Here is a 17,391-nt window from a genome sequence, read left to right as displayed (position 1 = left end):
CGGTCAGGGAGCAATCAGTTCGACGCGTGAAACAGTTTCATTTTCCGTTCGTGCTATCCCGGCGACTTCAAGGCTCTGAAGGAAACCGCGGGTCATCCCGATCCGGAAGCTCCCGCTGACGGGAACCACTCTGATCGACGGACTGGCAATGACAATTTCTTGCCGACTGTAGCGATTGACCTCTGCCACGGCATCGGAAAGCGCCACGCGATCAAAATCGAGCATACCCTGCCGCCAGCTGAGGCTGCGTTCGGCATCGACCCGTGCTGTCGTTACTTTGCCTGCGCGATAGGTGAGTTCCATGCGAGGATTGAGCAGGACCGAACGCGCCGGGGCCTCGCTCGACGTCGGCACGTTCACCCGTACCTTGCCATGGACCAGAGTGACGCGCACCTCATCCCTGTCCCGCCGAACGGCGAAGGCTGTGCCGATGGCTGTCACAGCTACGCCGCCGACGCTCACCACAAAGGGCTTGCGATCGTTGCGCGCTACTTCGAAAAAGGCCTCGCCCTGCTTCAACCGAGCTTCCCGGCGGGTATCGCTTTCCGCCACGTTGATGGTGGTGCTGGTGTTGACCGTGATGTTGGATCCGTCGGCCATGCGGAAGTTGGCTTGCTGGCCGACATCGGTCGAGATCATCCTTGTATCAATGACGATTGCTGCGGGGCGGGCGAACGGCCTTAGGCCGGCCTGATAGGCGACGCCACCACCGACCAAGGCCACGAGCGCCGCCGCCGCCGGCCAGACCCAGGTCCGGCGGGGCCGGCGGTTGGCCACCGCCTGTTCGCGAATGGCGAGAATGCGGGCGTCCATCCGCGCTTCGCCCGCATTGTCCCACGCGCGCTCCACATTCGCCCAGGCGATACGATGGGCCTGGTCGCGGGTATGCCAATGCTCGAATGCGGCATAATCCTGAGCGGTTGCATAACGGGACCGGAAATGGCTAAAATAAGCCGCCGCCGTCGCTTCCGGCGAGTCAATTTTCTCCAGCGCGTACCCATCGAAAGCCTTGCTCATGGCAATTCCCTTTCCGCCAGGAACCGCACAGCCTTCATGATATGACGTCCAACCGCGCTTGGGGAAATTCCCATATGGTCGGCAATGGCATCATAAGACATCTCTTCAAACCGATGAAGTACGAAGACGTCACGGGTTGTCTCCGGCATGGTTTCCAGCGCATCGATCAGCCGACCGACGTCCTCCCGTCCCTTCAAGACGCGCTCAGGCGTCAATTCTTCGACCGGATGAAAATTTTCCGTCAGTTCGCAATGCGCGCCGCGATGACGCACCTGATCCCGCCGGGCGCGATCGGTCAGCACGCTGGAAGCGACCTGGAACAGATAGCCTTCGATATTGCCGATCGAATCGCCCGCACCGCGCACATGCATCCGCAACAACACGTCCTGCACCAGATCATCGACGTCTCCGGCTGGCGCTCGCTTGGCAATATAGCGTCTTAGCGCCGGCACAAAAGCCGACAGTGCGTCATCTTCCGGTCGCGATTTACGAAGTGAGAAAATGGCCATCATCTCCCGGCTCTGTGCGGCGCGTCCGCGAAATATCCAACATGGGACCTTTGATACCCGACGATGCTCAATGGATCATCCGAAAAAATTTGCGGCTACCGCGAAGGATTTTCGCTGGCCTGCGTCTTGCGACTACCGGGTTCGGAAAAGGGCGGAGCCGGAACGACAAAAAAGGGGTATAATCGCCAATGCTGCATCGCAAAACCACTAGATGGTTGCTCGCATCTTCGCTGGCCGCCGTCGCCGCTCCTGCGGCTTCCGCGCAGACCGCCGAGGCAACCGCTACTCTCCAGACCGACGAGCCGGGCGGAGAGATCGTCGTCACCGCACGACGACGCGAGGAAAGTGCGCAGACCGTGCCGGTCTCGATTACGGCGTTTAATGGAGCGATGCTCCGGGAAAAGGCGATCATCAGCACCGCCGACCTCACCTATGTCGCGCCTGGCATCAATGTGGCGCCGCAAGGGTCGCGCGACACGCCCAGCATTGTCATCCGTGGCCAGCGTCGCGCGACATCGGGCGCGGGCGCGCCTTCGGTTGTGACCTATTTTGCCGATGTTCCCTTGCCGAACGAAGGCAGCATCCTCCCCAGCTATGATGTTGGATCGATCCAGATTCTGAAGGGGCCGCAGGGCACGCTGTTCGGCCGTAACACCACGGGTGGCGCAGTGTTGCTCTATCCGCAAGCGCCCGACTATGACTTTGGCGGCTACGGCCAGGTGACGCTTGGCTCTTATAACGAACGCACTTTTGAGGGCGCGGTGAACCTGCCCGTGGTTGACAATCACGTGGCGTTGCGCCTGGCAGGACAGATTTCGCGGCGCGAAGGCTATACCAAGAATATTGGTATTGGCGGCGATCTGGATGACCGGCATACAGATTCTTTCCGTGGGTCGCTGTTGCTTGAACCGATTGACGGCCTCAAGAACACCACTGTCGTGGACTATTACCGGGCGGAAGAAAATGGCTCGGGACTCGTATTGGCGGGCGTTTTCCCCAATCCCGGCGTATCCAGCACGGGCAATGCGCGGACTGCCGCCAACCGCCCATATTATGACTGCGGCATGGCAGGCTGCGACATCGACATTGCCCTCTCCGCACAGAAGCTGCGTGGCGCTCGTTCAGTCGAAACGAGCCTTGATCCCTATTCCAACCGCACCATCTGGGGCATCGCCAACACCACCACGCTCGATGTTGGGGCGGTGACGTTCAAGAACATCTTCGGCTATCGAAAGGCCGAGTTACAATATACCCGCGACATGGATGGGTCCGCGCTGCGCCTTTATGAGATGGAAAGCGACACCAATCTCAAGCAGATTTCCAATGAGTTTCAGATTCTGGGCAAGCTGTTCAATGACCGCATGGACTGGATCGTGGGAGCCTTCTATCTCAAGCTCGATCCGACCGACGTCAATGGCAGCGTCACCTATAGCGCGGTGAAGCCGAACTCTGTGTTCACCTATAACGAGGTCTACAACGCCTCCAAGAGCAAAGCGTTGTTCGGCCAGGTCGGCTACGCCTTTGGCGGCTGGGCGGACGGTCTGCGCTTCAACGGCGGGTTCCGGTACACTTGGGATGAATCCTCGGGCTGCAGCATCGCGACAGGATCGACAATGGCTCACATCGGTCCGGACGCATGTGCAGCCAGTAGCGGCGCAACCGGTGGCGAAAAGTCCAAGGCGCCCACCTGGACCTTGGGTTTCGACTATAAGGTCAACGAGGATATTTTCCTCTACGTCACCAACCGTCGCGGCTACCGTTCCGCAGGCTTTAACCAGAGCGGCCTCTCTTCCTATTTTGACGGCTTTGAAGCCTTCAAGCCCGAGACGATCACAGACTATGAAGTCGGCCTCAAGAGCAGTTGGCGCCTGGGCGATGTGCGTGGGCGCTTCAATATTGCGGCCTATCACAGCAAGTACAGCAATATCCAGCGCTCGATCTTTCCCGGCGCCAATTTCGATGGCGACAACATTGCGTCGAACGATCCGTCCAGCCTGATCATCAACGCGGCTAAGGCGACGATCCAGGGGACGGAATTCGATTTCTCTATCACGCCGACACACGGCCTGACACTGACCGGTTTTGGCGCCTATACCGATGCTGGATATGATGAATATTTGGCGCCTTCTGCGTTCGTGCCGCTGCTTGGCGCTAATCCAGTCAACAACAAATTCTCCTACACGCCGAAATGGACGCTGGGCGGCGGCCTGCGCTATACACATTCGATCGTCGATGTGGGTGATCTGGTGTTCAACGCCAACTGGTTCCACAGTTCGAAGGTCTGGTATGTCGAACGTCCATTTGACATCAACGGCATCCAGAAAGATTATGACACGGTTAACCTGAAGCTGGATCTCAATGATATTGAGGGACGCGGCATCGACCTTGGCCTGTTCGTCCGCAACCTGTTCGACGTGACCTATGCTGCCGCTGGCGGTGTGGTGACGCCCTCGGTGACATCGACATCGCTGGTCTACAACGAGCCGCGCACCGTCGGCGTCCAACTGCGCATGGCCTTCGGCAAGCGTTGATTCCAGCCCCTGCCCGCGCAGACCGGGGCGATCAGCGCGCGCCTTTCTCATGCCCCCAGGATCGGGAAATATATCGATGAAACCTGCTGTCTCCTCCATGTTTGCCCTGTTGGCTGCAACCCTTCATACACCGGCGTTCGCCGGACCGCTTAGCGACGGGGAACGCGCCGCCATCATGGCCGATGTCGATCGCGGATCGACCGCTCTCGCGCGAAATGCGCTTCAAATCTGGAACTATGCCGAAGTGGGCTTCCAGGAGACCAAAAGCTCTGCACTCCTGCAAACGGAACTGAAGGCCGCCGGCTTCAAGGTTGAATCCGGTGTGGCAGGCATGCCTACCGCCTTCATTGCCAGTTTCAAGACGGGCGAGGGGCCTGTTATTGGGATTCTCGCCGAATTCGATGCGCTGCCGGGCCTCAGCCAGGCGGCTTTACCGGAACGCAAACCCCAGGCTGGTCTTGCCGCCGGCCATGGCTGCGGCCATAATCTGTTCGGCGCAGCATCGGTTGCCGCGGCGATTGCCACCAAGCACTGGATGACGGCGCATGATATCAAGGGAGAACTGCGCCTTTATGGAGCACCCGCCGAAGAAGGCGGTTCCGGCAAGGTCTTCCTGGTGCGTGCGGGATTGACCAGGGATGTGTCGGCCATGCTCCATTGGCATCCTGGCGATATCAACAGCGCTTTCCAGGGCCGCGCGCTCGCCAATATCAGCGGCAAGTTCCGATTTCATGGCATCGCAGCTCATGCAGCCGCCGCGCCCGAACGCGGCCGGTCGGCGCTCGACGCAGTCGAGGCGATGGACAACATGGTCAACATGATGCGCGAGCATGTGCCGCAGGAAACCCGCATTCACTATGTGATCACCGATGGCGGCAAGGCGCCCAACGTCGTTCCCGATACCGCCGAGGTCTATTATTATGTCCGCTATCCGGACCAGAAGATGGCTGCGGAAATCATGGACAGGGTGAAGAAGGCGGCCGATGGCGCAGCACTGGGTACTGGCACGACGGTCGAGTTCGATCAGGTCGGCGGCACCTTCGACCTGTTGCCCAATGACGCGCTGGGCCATGTCATGCATGACAATCTCGGACGTGTGGCGCTGCCGACCTATACGACCGAGGAGCAGGGTTTCATCAGCAAGATCCAATCGACCTTCCCGGCTGGTACGCGCATGCCAGGCCCAGGTGTCGAGCCCTATTCCAGCGGCAAGGTAACGCCTGGTTCGACCGATGTTGGCGACGTCAGCTACACGACTCCCACGGCGGGCATCATGGCCGCCACGTGGGTGCCAGGCACGGCTGCGCACAGCTGGCAGGCGGTGGCGGCGAGCGGCGCCAGTATCGGTACGAAGGGTGCCACTACTGCGGCCAAGACGCTGGCGCTGACCGCTGCCGAACTGTTCCAGAGCCCGGATGTCCTGGCTGCTGCGAAGGAAGAACTCGACAAACGCCGTGGCCCTGATTTCGTCTACCGTTCGCTCCTCGGGGACAAGGCGCCATCGCTCGACTACCGCAAGTCAAAATCTGTCGACTGACTTGGAGATCCGGCTCCGCCGTCAATCTGACGACGATGGAGCCGGACGATGCTTATTTGTTCTGAGACCGCCCGGAATATTGGACCTTAGCATGCGCAACCGACTGACGGCCTTCATCCTCGGGGGCATGGTCCTGGGTGTGATCGTCGGATTCGCGGCCAATGTCTGGACAGCCGGAGACGAAACCCAGGCGAAGGATGTAGCGGGTTATTTCCACCTGCTCCCCGACATCTTCCTCCACCTTATCAAGATGATCATCGCGCCGCTGGTCTTTTCCACGCTGGTCGTGGGCATCGCCCATATGGGGGATAGCGCCGCGCTGGGGCGAATCGGCGGACGCGCGCTCGCCTGGTTTATCATCGCCAGCCTGATCTCGCTGACGCTGGGCCTGTTCTTCGTCAATTTCTTCACACCGGGCGAAGGATTGAACCTGGTCCGCAGCGGCGTCGATTCGGGGGTAAGCACCGAAGCGCTCAATTTCCGCGACTTCATCCTGCACGTCTTTCCCACCTCCATGGTGGGCGCGATGGCGGAGAATTCGATCCTCCAGATCGTCGTCTTCTCGCTGTTCGTCGGCGTCGCGCTCACCGCCATCGGCGAAAAGGGCAAGCCGATCGTTACCGTGATCGAGGCGATGGTCGAGCTGATGCTGCAGGTGACGGGCTATGTCATGCGCGTCGCGCCCTTCGCGGTGTTCGGCGCGCTCGCGTCGGTAGTTACGACCGAGGGGTTGGGCGTGCTGAAGACCTTCGGTAAGCTGGTCGGCGAATTCTATCTCGCCCTCATGCTACTCTGGCTGGTGCTGTTCGCGGCAGGCTCCGTCTTCCTCGGCAAGCGGATGTTCAAGCTCGTCCGCTACGTCCGCGAGCCGATCCTGATCGCCTTTTCCACCGCCTCGTCGGAAGCCGCCTATCCCAAGATGCTGGAGCAGCTCGACCGGTTCGGCATCCCCCGCCGCATCTACAGCTTCGTGCTGCCGCTCGGCTACAGCTTCAACCTGGACGGGTCGATGATGTATTCGACCTTCGCGACGATCTTCATCGCCCAAGCCTATGGCATCCACCTGCCCATCGGCACGCAGATCACCATATTGCTGGTGCTGATGGTGACGAGCAAGGGCATCGCCGCCGTCCCCCGCGCATCGCTGGTCGTGGTCGCGGCGACGCTCGGCCAGTTCAACCTGCCGGTCGAGGGCGTCGCCTTCATCCTGGCGGTCGATCACTTCATGGACATGGGCAGGACCGCCACCAACGTCATCGGCAACGCCATCGCGACGTCGGTCATCACCAAATGGGAAGGGATGCTGGAGGTCGAGGAGCCCGACAGCGTGCCGCCGCTCAAATCCCCCGCCCATACCCCTTCGCAGGGCCGCGCAGGACTGGATCTGGCCTCCGATATGGTGGGGCACAGCGAAATCCGGTGATCATGCCAATCGCTGTGAAATTCACAATCAATCTCTCAAGCCAGGTTGCGCTGAAGATATGCGTTGAGGGCTTGTTTCCGAACAGCCGCTTTGCTCGCAGAGCGCAACCATCCACACCTCACAATTCTGAAGCGTTGGACTGCCAACTCCTGGAAATAGACTCGGAAAAAGCTGGTAAATCGACGACGCCGTTCAGGCGATCGGACAATTTGACTCAAGGCGGTGGCCGCGTCTGAACGGCACCGACAATTTCTTCGTGCAAAAATCGGTCAGCAAATTTGTTCGGGAACGGGATAGCGGCTCTTCGGCATAGTGCCGAAAGGGCATGAATGATCGACTTTGGCGGAGCGCGGAAAACCAAAGCTAGCCACAATCTGGTGGTGAAGCCAAAACCGCCGTGCGCAAGTATCTGCCGCCGTCGCTACTACCCCTGCACAGAGCTGTTGCGCCTGCCTATTTCCTGCGCCTCTTAATCGTCCCCGTTCGCCGGACCCGTTGTGTCCGGCGCCTGACAGGGGACGCCGATGACCGTTTTGCCGATCCGATCCGAAGCCGCGACACGCGGCGCGCGGATGCTGCGCACGGCGCTGGGATCGGCGGTCATCGCCTGGCTGGACGATCCCGCCGTCATCGAAGTGATGTTGAACCCGGACGGACGGTTGTGGGTCGACCGGCTGGGATTGGGCATCGCCGATACAGGCGCGGTCATGTCGGCAGGAGACGGAGAGCGCATCGTCCGCCTCGTCGCCCATCATGTCGGCGTCGAGGTTCATGCCCGCAGCCCCCGCGTTTCGGCCGAGCTGCCGACCGGCGAGCGGTTCGAGGGGCTGGTCCCGCCAGTCGTCATCGCGCCGGCCTTCGCAATCCGCAAGCCGGCGGTCGCGGTCTTCACGCTCGAAGACTATGCGGCATCGGGCATCATGTCGCGCTTGCAGGCCGCCGCGCTGCGCAAGGGCGTCGCCGAGCGCCGCAACATTCTGGTCGCGGGCGGCACCGGCACCGGCAAGACGACGCTCGCCAATGCGCTGCTCGCCGAGGTGGCGAAGACTACCGATCGCGTCGTGCTGATCGAAGACACGCGCGAGCTGCAATGCGCCGCGCCCAACCTCGTCGCGATGCGGACCAAGGATGGCGTTGCCTCGCTATCGGATCTCGTGCGGTCCTCGCTTCGCCTGCGCCCCGATCGCATCCCGATCGGCGAGGTGCGCGGGGCCGAGGCGCTTGATCTCATCAAGGCATGGGGCACCGGCCATCCGGGCGGAATCGGCACCATCCATGCCGGCGCGGCGCTGGGCGCGCTCCGCCGCATGGAACAGCTCATCCAGGAGGCGGTGGTCACGGTGCCACGCGCCCTCATCGCCGAAACGATCGACCTTATCGCGGTGCTCGTCCGCGACGGCCACGGCCGCCGCCTCTCCGAGCTGGCCCGCGTCGAGGGACTCGATGCCGCGGGCGAATACCGCCTAGCCTTCCTTCCATCCACCAACTCGGGAGACTTGTCATGACTGCCACGAAAATCAGGCTGCTCGCCGTAACCGCGCTCGATCGTTTCGGCATCCTGGGCATCGCCGTCGCTGGCCTGATCGTCACCGCGCCCGCGCGCGCGGCGGGATCGTCGATGCCCTGGGAAGCGCCGCTGCAATCCATTCTGGAGTCGATCGAAGGGCCGGTCGCCAAAATCGTCGCCGTCATCATCATCATTGTGACGGGTCTCACCCTGGCGTTCGGCGACACGTCGGGCGGCGGGCGTCGCCTGATCCAGATCGTGTTCGGCCTGAGCATCGCGTTCGCCGCGTCGAGCTTCTTTTTGTCCTTCTTCAGCTTTGGCGGCGGGGCGCTGGTCTGATGGCCTATGCCGTAGATGGGGCCGAACCGATCCCCGGCTACACGGCTCCGGTTCATCGAGCGTTGACTGAGCCGATCCTGCTCGGCGGCGCCCCGCGCGCGCTTGCCATCGTCAACGGGACGTTGGCGGGCGCGATCGGTCTCGGCCTGCGCCTCTGGATCGCCGGTCTCGTCATCTGGGCGATCGGCCACGCGCTGTCGGCATGGGCGGCGCGGCGCGATCCGCAGTTCGTCGACGTTGCGCGCCGGCATCTGCGCTATCCCATCTTCATGCGGGCGTGAGGGGGCGTAGATGTTATCCTTGCGCGAATATCGCGGGCACGCCGCTTGCCTCGCCGACTTCCTGCCCTGGGCGGCGCTGGTCGCGACAAGCGTCGTGCTCAACAAGGATGGATCGTTCCAGCGCACAGCGAGATTTCGCGGTCCTGACCTCGATTCCGCCACCCCCGCCGAGCTGGTCTCGGCAACCGCCCGGCTCAACAATGCGCTGCGCCGTCTCGGCTCGGGCTGGGCGATCTTCGTCGAGGCACAGCGGATTGCTGCGCAGCATTATCCTGCCGGCGACTTCCCCGATCCCGTCTCCGCGCTGGTCGACAGGGAGCGCCGCGAGCAATTCGCCGAGGAAGGTGCGCATTTTGAGAGCGGCTATTATCTGACATTGCTGTGGATGCCGCCGGCCGAGGACGCCGCGCGCGCCGAAAACTGGCTTTACGAGGGGCGCTCGCAAACCGGCGTCGATCCGGGCGAGCTGGTGGCGGGCTTCACCGATCGCAGCGACCGCGTGCTCCAGCTTGTCGAAGGTTTCGTGCCCGAAGTGCGCTGGCTCGATGACGGCGAGACGCTGACCTACCTCCACTCGACGATTTCGACCAAGGTCCAGCGCGTCCGCGTGCCGGAGACCCCGATGCACCTGGATGCCTTGCTTGCGGATGAGCCGCTGACCGGCGGCCTCGAACCGCGCCTTGGCGACCATCATCTCCGCACGCTGACGATCATCGGCTTTCCGAGCGTCACCTTTCCCGGCCTGCTCGACGACCTGAACCGGCTCGCCTTTCCCTATCGCTGGTCGACCCGCGCGATCATGCTCGACAAAACGGATGCGACCAAGGTGCTGACCCGCATCCGCCGCCAATGGTTCGCCAAGCGCAAGTCGGTCGCCGCGATCCTGAAGGAAATCATGACCAACGAGGCGTCGGCGCTGCTCGACAGCGACGCCTCCAACAAGGCGATGGACGCGGACATGGCCCTGCAGGAGCTGGGCACCGACATGATCGGCCAGGCTTACGTCACCGCGACCGTGACGGTGTGGGACGCCGATCCGGCCATCGCCGCCGACAAGCTGCGGCTGGTCGAGAAAGTGATTCAGAGCCAGGACTTCACCGTCATCGCCGAGAAGATGAACGCCATTGAAGCGTGGCTGGGTTCGCTGCCCGGTCATGTTTACGCAAATGTCCGGCAACCGCCGGTCTCCACTCTCAATCTCGCCCACCTGATCCCCCTGTCAGCAGTGTGGGCGGGGCCGGAACGGGATGAGCATTTCGGACAGCCCCCCTTGCTCTATGGCAAGACCGAAGGCTCCACCCCGTTCCGGTTTTCCCTTCATGTCGGCGATGTCGGCCATACGCTGATTGTCGGCCCGACCGGCGCGGGCAAGAGCGTGTTGCTCGCGCTGATGGCGATGCAGTTCCGCCGCTACGCCGGCGCGCAGGTATTCGCCTTCGACTATGGCGGCAGCATCCGCGCCGCTGCGCTGGCAACGGGCGGCGACTGGCATGACCTGGGCGGCGCACTCACCGACGACGCGATCGAGCCTGTGGCATTGCAGCCGCTCGCGCGTATCGACCATGCGGCGGATCGTGCCTGGGCGGCCGACTGGCTGGCGGCGATCCTCGCACGCGAGGGTGTCGTGGTCGATCCGGCAGCGAAGGAACATCTCTGGTCGGCGCTCGGATCGCTGGCCTCCGCGCCGCCGTCCGAGCGCACCCTGACGGGACTTGCTGTGCTGCTGCAATCACAGGCGTTGAAGCAGGCGCTGCAACCTTATTGCCTGGGCGGGCCTTATGGCCGGCTGCTCGATGCCGAGGCCGAACGGCTGGGCGAAGCCGACATCCAGGCATTTGAGACCGAAGGGCTGACTGCCAGCGGCGCGGCGCCGGCTGCGCTCACCTATCTGTTCCATCGCATCGGCCATCGGCTCGACGGCAGTCCGACGCTCATCATCATCGACGAAGGCTGGCTGGCGCTGGATACCCCGGCGTTCGCGAAGCAGCTCACCGAATGGCTGGTCACGCTGCGCAAGAAGAATGCGAGCGTGGTGTTCGCCACCCAATCGCTCGCGCAGATCGAGGCCAGCCCCGTCGCCCCGGCGATCGTCGAAAGCTGCCCTACGCGCATCTTCCTGCCCAATGACCGCGCCGTCGAACCGCAGATCACCGCCATTTATCGGCGGTTCGGCCTCAACGACCGGCAAATCGAAATCCTCAGCCGGGCGACGCCCAAACGGGACTATTATTGCCAGTCGCGGCGCGGCAATCGCCTGTTCGAGTTGGGGCTGGGCGACGTTGCGCTCGCCTTCGCCGCAGCCTCTTCCAAGACCGATCAGCTCCGCATCGCCGAGCTGGTGAACGCGCATGGCCGCGAGGGATTCGCCGCCGCCTGGCTGCGCGACCGCGGCGCCGAGTGGGCGGCCGAGCTTCTTCCGACCATCAACCAGGAGGTATCACTATGAGAAAACCGTCCATTCGCAGCCGGGCCGTTATCGGCATCGCGGCGCTCACCCTCATCGGCGCGGCCGTTCCCGCCCACGCGCAGTTCGGCGGGATCGTCTATGACCCGACCAATTACGCGCAGAATGTCCTGACCGCTGCGCGCTCGCTCCAGCAGATCAACAACCAGATTCAGCAAATTCAGAATCAGGCGACCTCGCTTATCAACCAGGCGAAGAACCTTGCCTCGCTGCCCTTTTCCTCGCTCGCCCAGCTTCAGGCGCAGGTCCAGCGGACCAAGCAGTTGCTGAACAGTGCGCAGCGGATCGCCTACGATGTCCAGTCGATCGACCAGACATTCAGCACCAAATATAAGGGCGTCAGCATGTCGGCGTCGGATCAGTCGCTGATCGACGACTCCAGGGACCGCTGGCAAAATTCGGTCGCGGCGTTCGAGGACGCGCTGAAAACGCAGGCGACCGTGGTCGGCAACATCGACGGCGCCCGCACGACGATGAACAGCCTCGTGTCATCGAGCCAGTCAGCGACCGGCGCGCTCCAGGCGGCGCAGGCCGGCAACCAGCTTCTCGCGCTTCAGGCGCAGCAGCTCGCCGACCTTACCGCGACCGTCGCCGCCCAAGGCCGGGCGCAGTCGCTGGAAGCGGCGCGTCAGGCCACCGCCGAGGCCGAGGGCCGCGAGCGGTTCCGCCGCTTCGTCGGCAACTGACGGCAATCCATGTCCAGGGGCGCGAAGATCGCGGGCGTCATGGCGCTCGCCGGCATGATGATGGCCGTGGCGATCGTCGCCGCAACGGGCGAACGGCAGACGCCGACGATCGAGGCGCCGGCTTCGCCGCGCTCCGGTCGCGATCCGCTTGCGGCCGAACTGGCGCGCTGCCGCACGCTCACCATGCCCGATGCGGGTTGCGAAGCCGCATGGGAAGCCCATCGGCGCCGCTTCTTTGGCGAAGACGAGCTGCCTTCTGCCGATCCGGTGAGCAAGCAGACCGCGCCAGTCACAAACGAAAACGCGCAGACGGAAAGCGGTAGCGGTCATGAATGATACCGGCGTCATCGACACATTTCTCAATGTCTTCACCAGCTACATCGACAGCGGGTTCGGCCTGCTCGGCGGCGAGGTCGGGTTTCTCTCGACGACGCTTATCGCCATCGACGTCACCATCGCCGGCCTGTTCTGGGCATGGGGCGCGGACGAGGATGTGTTGCAACGCCTTATCAAGAAGACACTCTATATCGGCTTCTTCGCGTTCCTGATCGGCAATTTCTCGACGCTCGCCAATGTTGTCTTCCAGTCCTTCGCCGGGCTTGGCCTGAAAGCCAGCGGCGGCACGCTTGCGCTCGCAGACTTCATGAAGCCCGGCACGATCGCGGCCACCGGCCTCCAGGCGGGCAAGCCGCTAATCGACGCGACCGGCGAGCTGATGGGTTTCGCCTCCTTTTTCTCGAACGTCGTCACCATCATCGTGCTGCTGCTGGCGTGGATCATCGTCGTCCTCGCCTTCTTCATCCTCAGCGTGCAGGTCTTCATCACGCTGATCGAGTTCAAGCTGGTGACGCTCGCCGGCTTCGTGCTGCTGCCGTTCGCCTTCTTCGGCCGCACCGCCTTCATGGCCGAAAAGGTGCTGGGGCATATCGTCTCCACCGGAATCAAGGTGCTGGTGCTCGGCGTCATCACCGGCATCGGCACGACGCTGTTCAGCCAGTTCACGTCGGCCGGCATCGGCGCGGCGCCGACGCTCGAACAATCCATGTCGATCGCGCTGGCGGCATTGTCGCTGCTGGGCTTGGGCATCTTCGGGCCAGGCATCGCCAACGGCATCGTCTCGGGCGGCCCGGCGCTGGGCGCGGGCGCTGCGGCCGGCACGGCGCTCGCGGCCGGCGGCGTGATTGCAGGCGGCGTCGCGGGCGCCCGGCTCGCGGCGGGAGCCGCTGCCAGCACCATCGCCGGAGCGGCGAAGGGTAGCGCGTTCGCTTCGGGAGCCACGGCGGGCGCTTACAGCGCCGGCGCTGCCGGCAAATCCGGCGCCGCTTCGGTCGCGGGCGGCGCGGCGGGGGTCGGCAAGGCTGCGGCCGGCGCTGCCATGTCGCCGCTGCGCAGGGCCGCCGCATCTCTCAAGCAGAGCTACAAGGCGGGCGGTGAGGCCGCCACCGGCTCGGCCGCCAGCGCCGCTTCGCCATCCCCCGATTCTCCGTCCGGCCCGCCCGCATGGGCCGCGGCCATGAAGCGTCGCCAGACCATGACCCACGGCGCCACCGTCGCCGCCCACACGCTGCGCGGCGGCGATGGTGGCGGTGGCGGTGCGTCGGTCGATGTCAGCCAGAAGGATTGATCCATGTTTCGACGACCCACCATCCGCTACGGCATCACGCCCGAACCCGAGACACCCTATCAGCGCGCCGCGCAGGCATGGGACGATCGTATCGGCTCGGCCCGCGTTCAAGCGAGGAACTGGCGGCTCGCCTTCTTCGGCACGCTGGCGCTGTCGGGTGGCCTTGCTGCCGGCCTGGTCTGGCAGGGCGCGCGCGGCAGCATCGTTCCCTGGGTGGTGCAGGTCGACAAGCTCGGCGAGGCGCAGGCCGTGGCGCCGGCCGACGCCGGCTATCGGCCGACCGATCCGCAAATCGCGTTCCACCTTGCGCGCTTCATCGAGGACGTGCGCGGCATCGCCGCTGATCCGATCGTCGTCCGCCAGAACTGGCTTCGTGCCTATGACTTCACCACCGACAAGGGCGCGCTGATGCTCAATGACTATGCGCGGACCAACGATCCGTTCGCGCAAATCGGCAAGGTTCAGGTCGCCGTGGACGTGTCCAGCGTGATCCGGGCATCAGCGTCGAGCTTCCGCGTCGCCTGGACCGAACGCCATTATCAGGATGGCAGTCTCGCCAGCACCGAGCGCTGGTCGGCGATCCTGACCGTCGTGATCCAGCAGCCCACGACGCCCGATGCCCTGCCCAAGAACCCGTTGGGGGTCTTCGTCAACGCCCTCAACTGGTCAAAGGAGCTGTCGCAATGACACACCCGGATTTCCGTATCTACGCCGTTCCGGCTTTGCTGATTTCCGCATCGGCGCTGTCCGGCTGCGCGGCATCGCAGGCGCGGCCGCCCGTCATCAGCTATGACGACGCCGCGCCGGCCGTGCCCACGCCCGCACCGACTCCCTCCGGGCCGGTCGAGGTGGTGGCGGTCCCGACGCCGCTGCCGTTGCCCGGCCAGTTGAAACCCTTTGCCCCATCGGTTGCGCGACCGGAGCCGGCCGATCCAAGGGAGCGCGTCGGCGCCGCCAATGCCGCCGCCCGCGTGCAGCCGTCCCGCGACGGTTATCTCAACGCGATCCAGCAGTATCCGTGGACGGACGGCGCGCTCTACCAAGTTTACACTGCGCCCGGCCAGGTGACGGACATCGCGTTGCAGGAAGGCGAGCAGCTTGTCGGGGCTGGCCCCGTCGCGGCCGGCGATACCGTCCGGTGGATTATCGGCGATACCGAGAGCGGATCGGGGCCGACAAAGCGCGTCCATATCCTCACGAAGCCCACCCGATCGGATCTCGTCACGAACCTCGTCATCAACACCGACCGGCGCACCTACCATCTGGAGCTTCGCGCCACGCCATCGACCTATATGGCGTCGGTGTCCTGGACCTATCCGCAGGACAGGTTGATCGCGCTGCGCGGCGCGAACGCCGCGGCGGCCAGCGCCGCGCCGATCGCGAGCGGCATCGACATCGCCGCGCTCAATTTCCGCTACCGGCTGGAGGGCGACGGCCCGCCCTGGAAACCGCTCCGCGCGTTCGACGATGGCGCCCAGGTGTTCATCGAGTTTCCGGCCGGGATCGCGCAGGGTGAAATGCCGCCCTTGTTCGTGGTCGGCCCGGCCGGCGCCGGCGAGCTGGTCAACTACCGGGTGCAGGGCCGCTATATGGTGGTCGACCGGCTGTTCGCGGCGGCCGAACTGCGCATGGGCGACAAGAAATCCGAACAGCGGGTGCGGATCGTCCGCGACGATGGCCGCAAGCGGGGGCGGCCATGAGCGAGGCCGTGGAACCCGCCGCAGCATCCAGCTTCCGGCTTCGCGGCGACCAGCCGCGCGTCATGCGTCTCTCTCGCAAGGCATTGGCCGTCGTCGGCGTCGCCGCTGGTCTCGGCATCGGCGGATCGCTGATCTATGCGCTCCAGCCTCATAAACAGGGCGCGGCAAAGGAGCTATTCAGCACCGACAGCCGCACCACCGCCGACACGATCGCATCCGCACCCAAGGACTATACGCAGGCGCCCAGGCTCGGCCCGCCGCTGCCCGGCGATCTTGGCAGGCCGATCCTGTCCGCCCAGCAGCGCGGTGCCGACGTCCCCCCTCCGCCGATCGGCGCACCAGCGCCCCCGGCCGGGCCGCAGGCCAACGCCGCCGAAGCCGCGCGCCAGCGCGCCGCACAGGAACGCGACGCTGCCCGCACCAGCCGGCTGTTCCTCGGCGGCTCCGTCGCTGCCTCTGACACAGCCCCGGCGATTCCGCCTTCGGCCGCCAAGCCCGGAGTTTCGGACACCGCCATCGCCCCCCAATCCGGCGACGCCGCACCGGGCGACCAGGCTGGAAAGCGGGCGTTCCTCGCTCGCCAATCCAATAGCCAAACGGTCAGCGCCGAGCGACTGTCCGCGCCGGTCTCACCCTATGTCCTGCAAGCCGGCAGCATCATTCCGGCCGCGCTCATCACCGGCATCCGATCCGATCTACCGGGCCAGATCACCGCGCAGGTGACGCAGAACGTCTACGACAGCCCCACCGGCCGCGTTTTGCTCATACCGCAAGGCTCCCGGCTGATCGGCGAATATGACAGCCAGGTCTCGTTCGGACAGAATCGCGTGCTGCTTGCCTGGGATCGACTGATTCTGCCGGGCGGCCGCTCGATCGTTCTCGAGCGCCAGCCCGGCGCCGATACTGCCGGCATGGCCGGGCTGCAGGACGGCACGAACTATCATTGGGGCCAGATCGCCAAGGCCGCGCTGATCTCCACGCTGCTCGGGGTCGGGACCGAACTGGGGAACGGCTCCGACGACGAGCTGACCCGCGCGCTGCGCCGGGGCACGCAAGACACGCTCAACCAGACCGGTCAGCAGATCGTGCGGCAGCAACTCGACATCCAGCCGACCCTGACCATCCGGCCGGGCTATCCGTTGCGCGTGATCGTCACGCGCGATTTGATACTGGAGACAGTCGGAGGCGGACGATGACAAAGCTGAAGCTGGGACCGCTCACCGACGAAAAGCCGGTGAAGCTGATGGTGGAAATGCCTGCCACGCTTCACGCCGACCTTGCGCTCTATGGCAAACTGCTCGCCGACGGGACCGACGCGATCGAACCCGCTCGTCTCATCGTGCCGATGCTCCAGCGCTTTATCGCCACCGATCGCGGTTTCGCCAAGGCGCGGCGCTCGCCCCGGCTCTGAGCGGATTTACCAGAGTGAAACTTCCCACTGGTTGCCGACGCGCGCGAAACCGATCGTCCGGTTCTGCTGTGCAGAGCCCGGACGGAGGATGACTTGCGCCATGCACGACACGCCCAGCCCCGATGCGGAACATTCGCCGAGCTTCAGCGTGGCGTCGGTATAGGCGTCGAAGCCAACCTTGTGACGTCTCACCGCAGCGGTCGCTTCTTCCTCTGTCGGCTGTGTGATGGGCGCGGAAGTGACACCGGCAACCGGCGACTTGCCGGATGGTGAAATCACGGGGCGCAGCAAGAAGCCCGCCGCGACGATAATAATCAGAGCAATAATGGCGATAGGCAGCGCTTTCATCATTGCCTCCTTAC

General features: G+C 64.0%; 17 protein-coding genes. 14 read left to right on the top strand and 3 right to left on the bottom strand.

What is annotated here, in order from left to right:
- Positions 1-3: 3 nt before the first annotated feature.
- Both WFP78_RS22035 and WFP78_RS22030 read right to left on the bottom strand, forming a co-directional pair.
- On the bottom strand, positions 4-1,017 hold the full coding sequence (locus WFP78_RS22035; RefSeq protein ID WP_336966592.1) for a FecR family protein: 1,014 nt from the start codon (positions 1,015-1,017) through the stop codon (positions 4-6).
- Positions 1,014-1,529 (bottom strand): RNA polymerase sigma factor, encoded by a 516-nt coding sequence (locus WFP78_RS22030; RefSeq protein WP_336966591.1) that lies wholly within the window; start codon positions 1,527-1,529, stop codon positions 1,014-1,016. Before WFP78_RS22030 ends, WFP78_RS22035 begins: the two co-directional genes overlap by 4 nt.
- 185 nt (positions 1,530-1,714) lie before the next feature.
- Here WFP78_RS22030 and WFP78_RS22025 point away from each other — a divergent pair, with 185 nt between their 5' ends.
- The 14 genes from WFP78_RS22025 (at position 1,715) to WFP78_RS21960 (ending at position 17,029) form a co-directional block, all read left to right on the top strand.
- The gene (locus tag WFP78_RS22025; RefSeq protein WP_336966589.1) at positions 1,715-4,057 is read left to right on the top strand and encodes a TonB-dependent receptor; all 2,343 of its coding nucleotides are present in this window, start codon (positions 1,715-1,717) and stop codon (positions 4,055-4,057) included.
- A gap of 76 nt (positions 4,058-4,133) precedes the next feature.
- On the top strand, positions 4,134-5,594 hold the full coding sequence (locus WFP78_RS22020; RefSeq protein ID WP_336966588.1) for an amidohydrolase: 1,461 nt from the start codon (positions 4,134-4,136) through the stop codon (positions 5,592-5,594).
- Positions 5,595-5,685: 91 nt separating this feature from the next.
- Positions 5,686-7,017 carry a dicarboxylate/amino acid:cation symporter gene (locus WFP78_RS22015; RefSeq protein ID WP_336966587.1) on the top strand — a complete coding sequence of 444 codons (1,332 nt, stop codon included), beginning with the start codon at positions 5,686-5,688 and terminating at the stop codon, positions 7,015-7,017.
- A 524-nt stretch (positions 7,018-7,541) separates the two neighbouring features.
- Positions 7,542-8,522 (top strand): P-type conjugative transfer ATPase TrbB, encoded by a 981-nt coding sequence (trbB, locus tag WFP78_RS22010; protein ID WP_336966586.1) that lies wholly within the window; start codon positions 7,542-7,544, stop codon positions 8,520-8,522.
- Positions 8,519-8,863, top strand: coding sequence for a TrbC/VirB2 family type IV secretion system protein (locus WFP78_RS22005; RefSeq protein WP_336966585.1), 345 nt, complete (start codon positions 8,519-8,521; stop codon positions 8,861-8,863). Before trbB ends, WFP78_RS22005 begins: the two co-directional genes overlap by 4 nt.
- Positions 8,863-9,144 (top strand): VirB3 family type IV secretion system protein, encoded by a 282-nt coding sequence (locus tag WFP78_RS22000; protein ID WP_336966584.1) that lies wholly within the window; start codon positions 8,863-8,865, stop codon positions 9,142-9,144. The genes WFP78_RS22005 and WFP78_RS22000 overlap by 1 nt, the downstream gene beginning before the upstream one ends.
- Before the next feature lie 10 nt (positions 9,145-9,154).
- The gene (gene trbE / locus WFP78_RS21995) at positions 9,155-11,590 is read left to right on the top strand and encodes a conjugal transfer protein TrbE (protein ID WP_336966583.1); all 2,436 of its coding nucleotides are present in this window, start codon (positions 9,155-9,157) and stop codon (positions 11,588-11,590) included.
- On the top strand, positions 11,587-12,294 hold the full coding sequence (gene trbJ / locus WFP78_RS21990; RefSeq protein ID WP_336966582.1) for a P-type conjugative transfer protein TrbJ: 708 nt from the start codon (positions 11,587-11,589) through the stop codon (positions 12,292-12,294). The genes trbE and trbJ overlap by 4 nt, the downstream gene beginning before the upstream one ends.
- Positions 12,295-12,303: 9 nt before the next feature.
- Positions 12,304-12,630, top strand: a complete 327-nt coding sequence (gene trbK-alt, locus WFP78_RS21985; RefSeq protein ID WP_336966579.1) for a putative entry exclusion protein TrbK-alt — start codon at positions 12,304-12,306, stop codon at positions 12,628-12,630.
- Entirely contained in the window at positions 12,623-13,918 is a 1,296-nt protein-coding gene (trbL, locus tag WFP78_RS21980; protein ID WP_336966578.1) for a P-type conjugative transfer protein TrbL, read from the top strand. Before trbK-alt ends, trbL begins: the two co-directional genes overlap by 8 nt.
- Before the next feature lie 3 nt (positions 13,919-13,921).
- Positions 13,922-14,605: a conjugal transfer protein TrbF gene (gene trbF / locus WFP78_RS21975; protein WP_336966577.1), complete on the top strand. Its 684-nt coding sequence runs from the start codon at positions 13,922-13,924 to the stop codon at positions 14,603-14,605.
- Positions 14,602-15,618 carry a P-type conjugative transfer protein TrbG gene (gene trbG, locus WFP78_RS21970; protein WP_336966575.1) on the top strand — a complete coding sequence of 339 codons (1,017 nt, stop codon included), beginning with the start codon at positions 14,602-14,604 and terminating at the stop codon, positions 15,616-15,618. The genes trbF and trbG overlap by 4 nt, the downstream gene beginning before the upstream one ends.
- Positions 15,615-16,814 (top strand): TraB/TrbI/VirB10 family type IV secretion system protein, encoded by a 1,200-nt coding sequence (locus tag WFP78_RS21965; RefSeq protein WP_336966573.1) that lies wholly within the window; start codon positions 15,615-15,617, stop codon positions 16,812-16,814. Before trbG ends, WFP78_RS21965 begins: the two co-directional genes overlap by 4 nt.
- Positions 16,811-17,029 (top strand): DUF2274 domain-containing protein, encoded by a 219-nt coding sequence (locus WFP78_RS21960; protein WP_336966572.1) that lies wholly within the window; start codon positions 16,811-16,813, stop codon positions 17,027-17,029. Before WFP78_RS21965 ends, WFP78_RS21960 begins: the two co-directional genes overlap by 4 nt.
- Before the next feature lie 6 nt (positions 17,030-17,035).
- On the opposite strand, the gene WFP78_RS21955 is transcribed toward WFP78_RS21960, so the two are convergent.
- Positions 17,036-17,380 (bottom strand): hypothetical protein, encoded by a 345-nt coding sequence (locus WFP78_RS21955; RefSeq protein WP_336966571.1) that lies wholly within the window; start codon positions 17,378-17,380, stop codon positions 17,036-17,038.
- Positions 17,381-17,391 lie beyond the last annotated feature (11 nt).

Origin of the sequence: Sphingobium aquiterrae (assembly GCF_037154135.1) — a bacterium.
In the GTDB taxonomy this organism is placed as follows: Bacteria; Pseudomonadota; Alphaproteobacteria; order Sphingomonadales; family Sphingomonadaceae; genus Sphingobium; species Sphingobium aquiterrae.
This window is presented reverse-complemented; position numbering and strand designations above follow the sequence as displayed.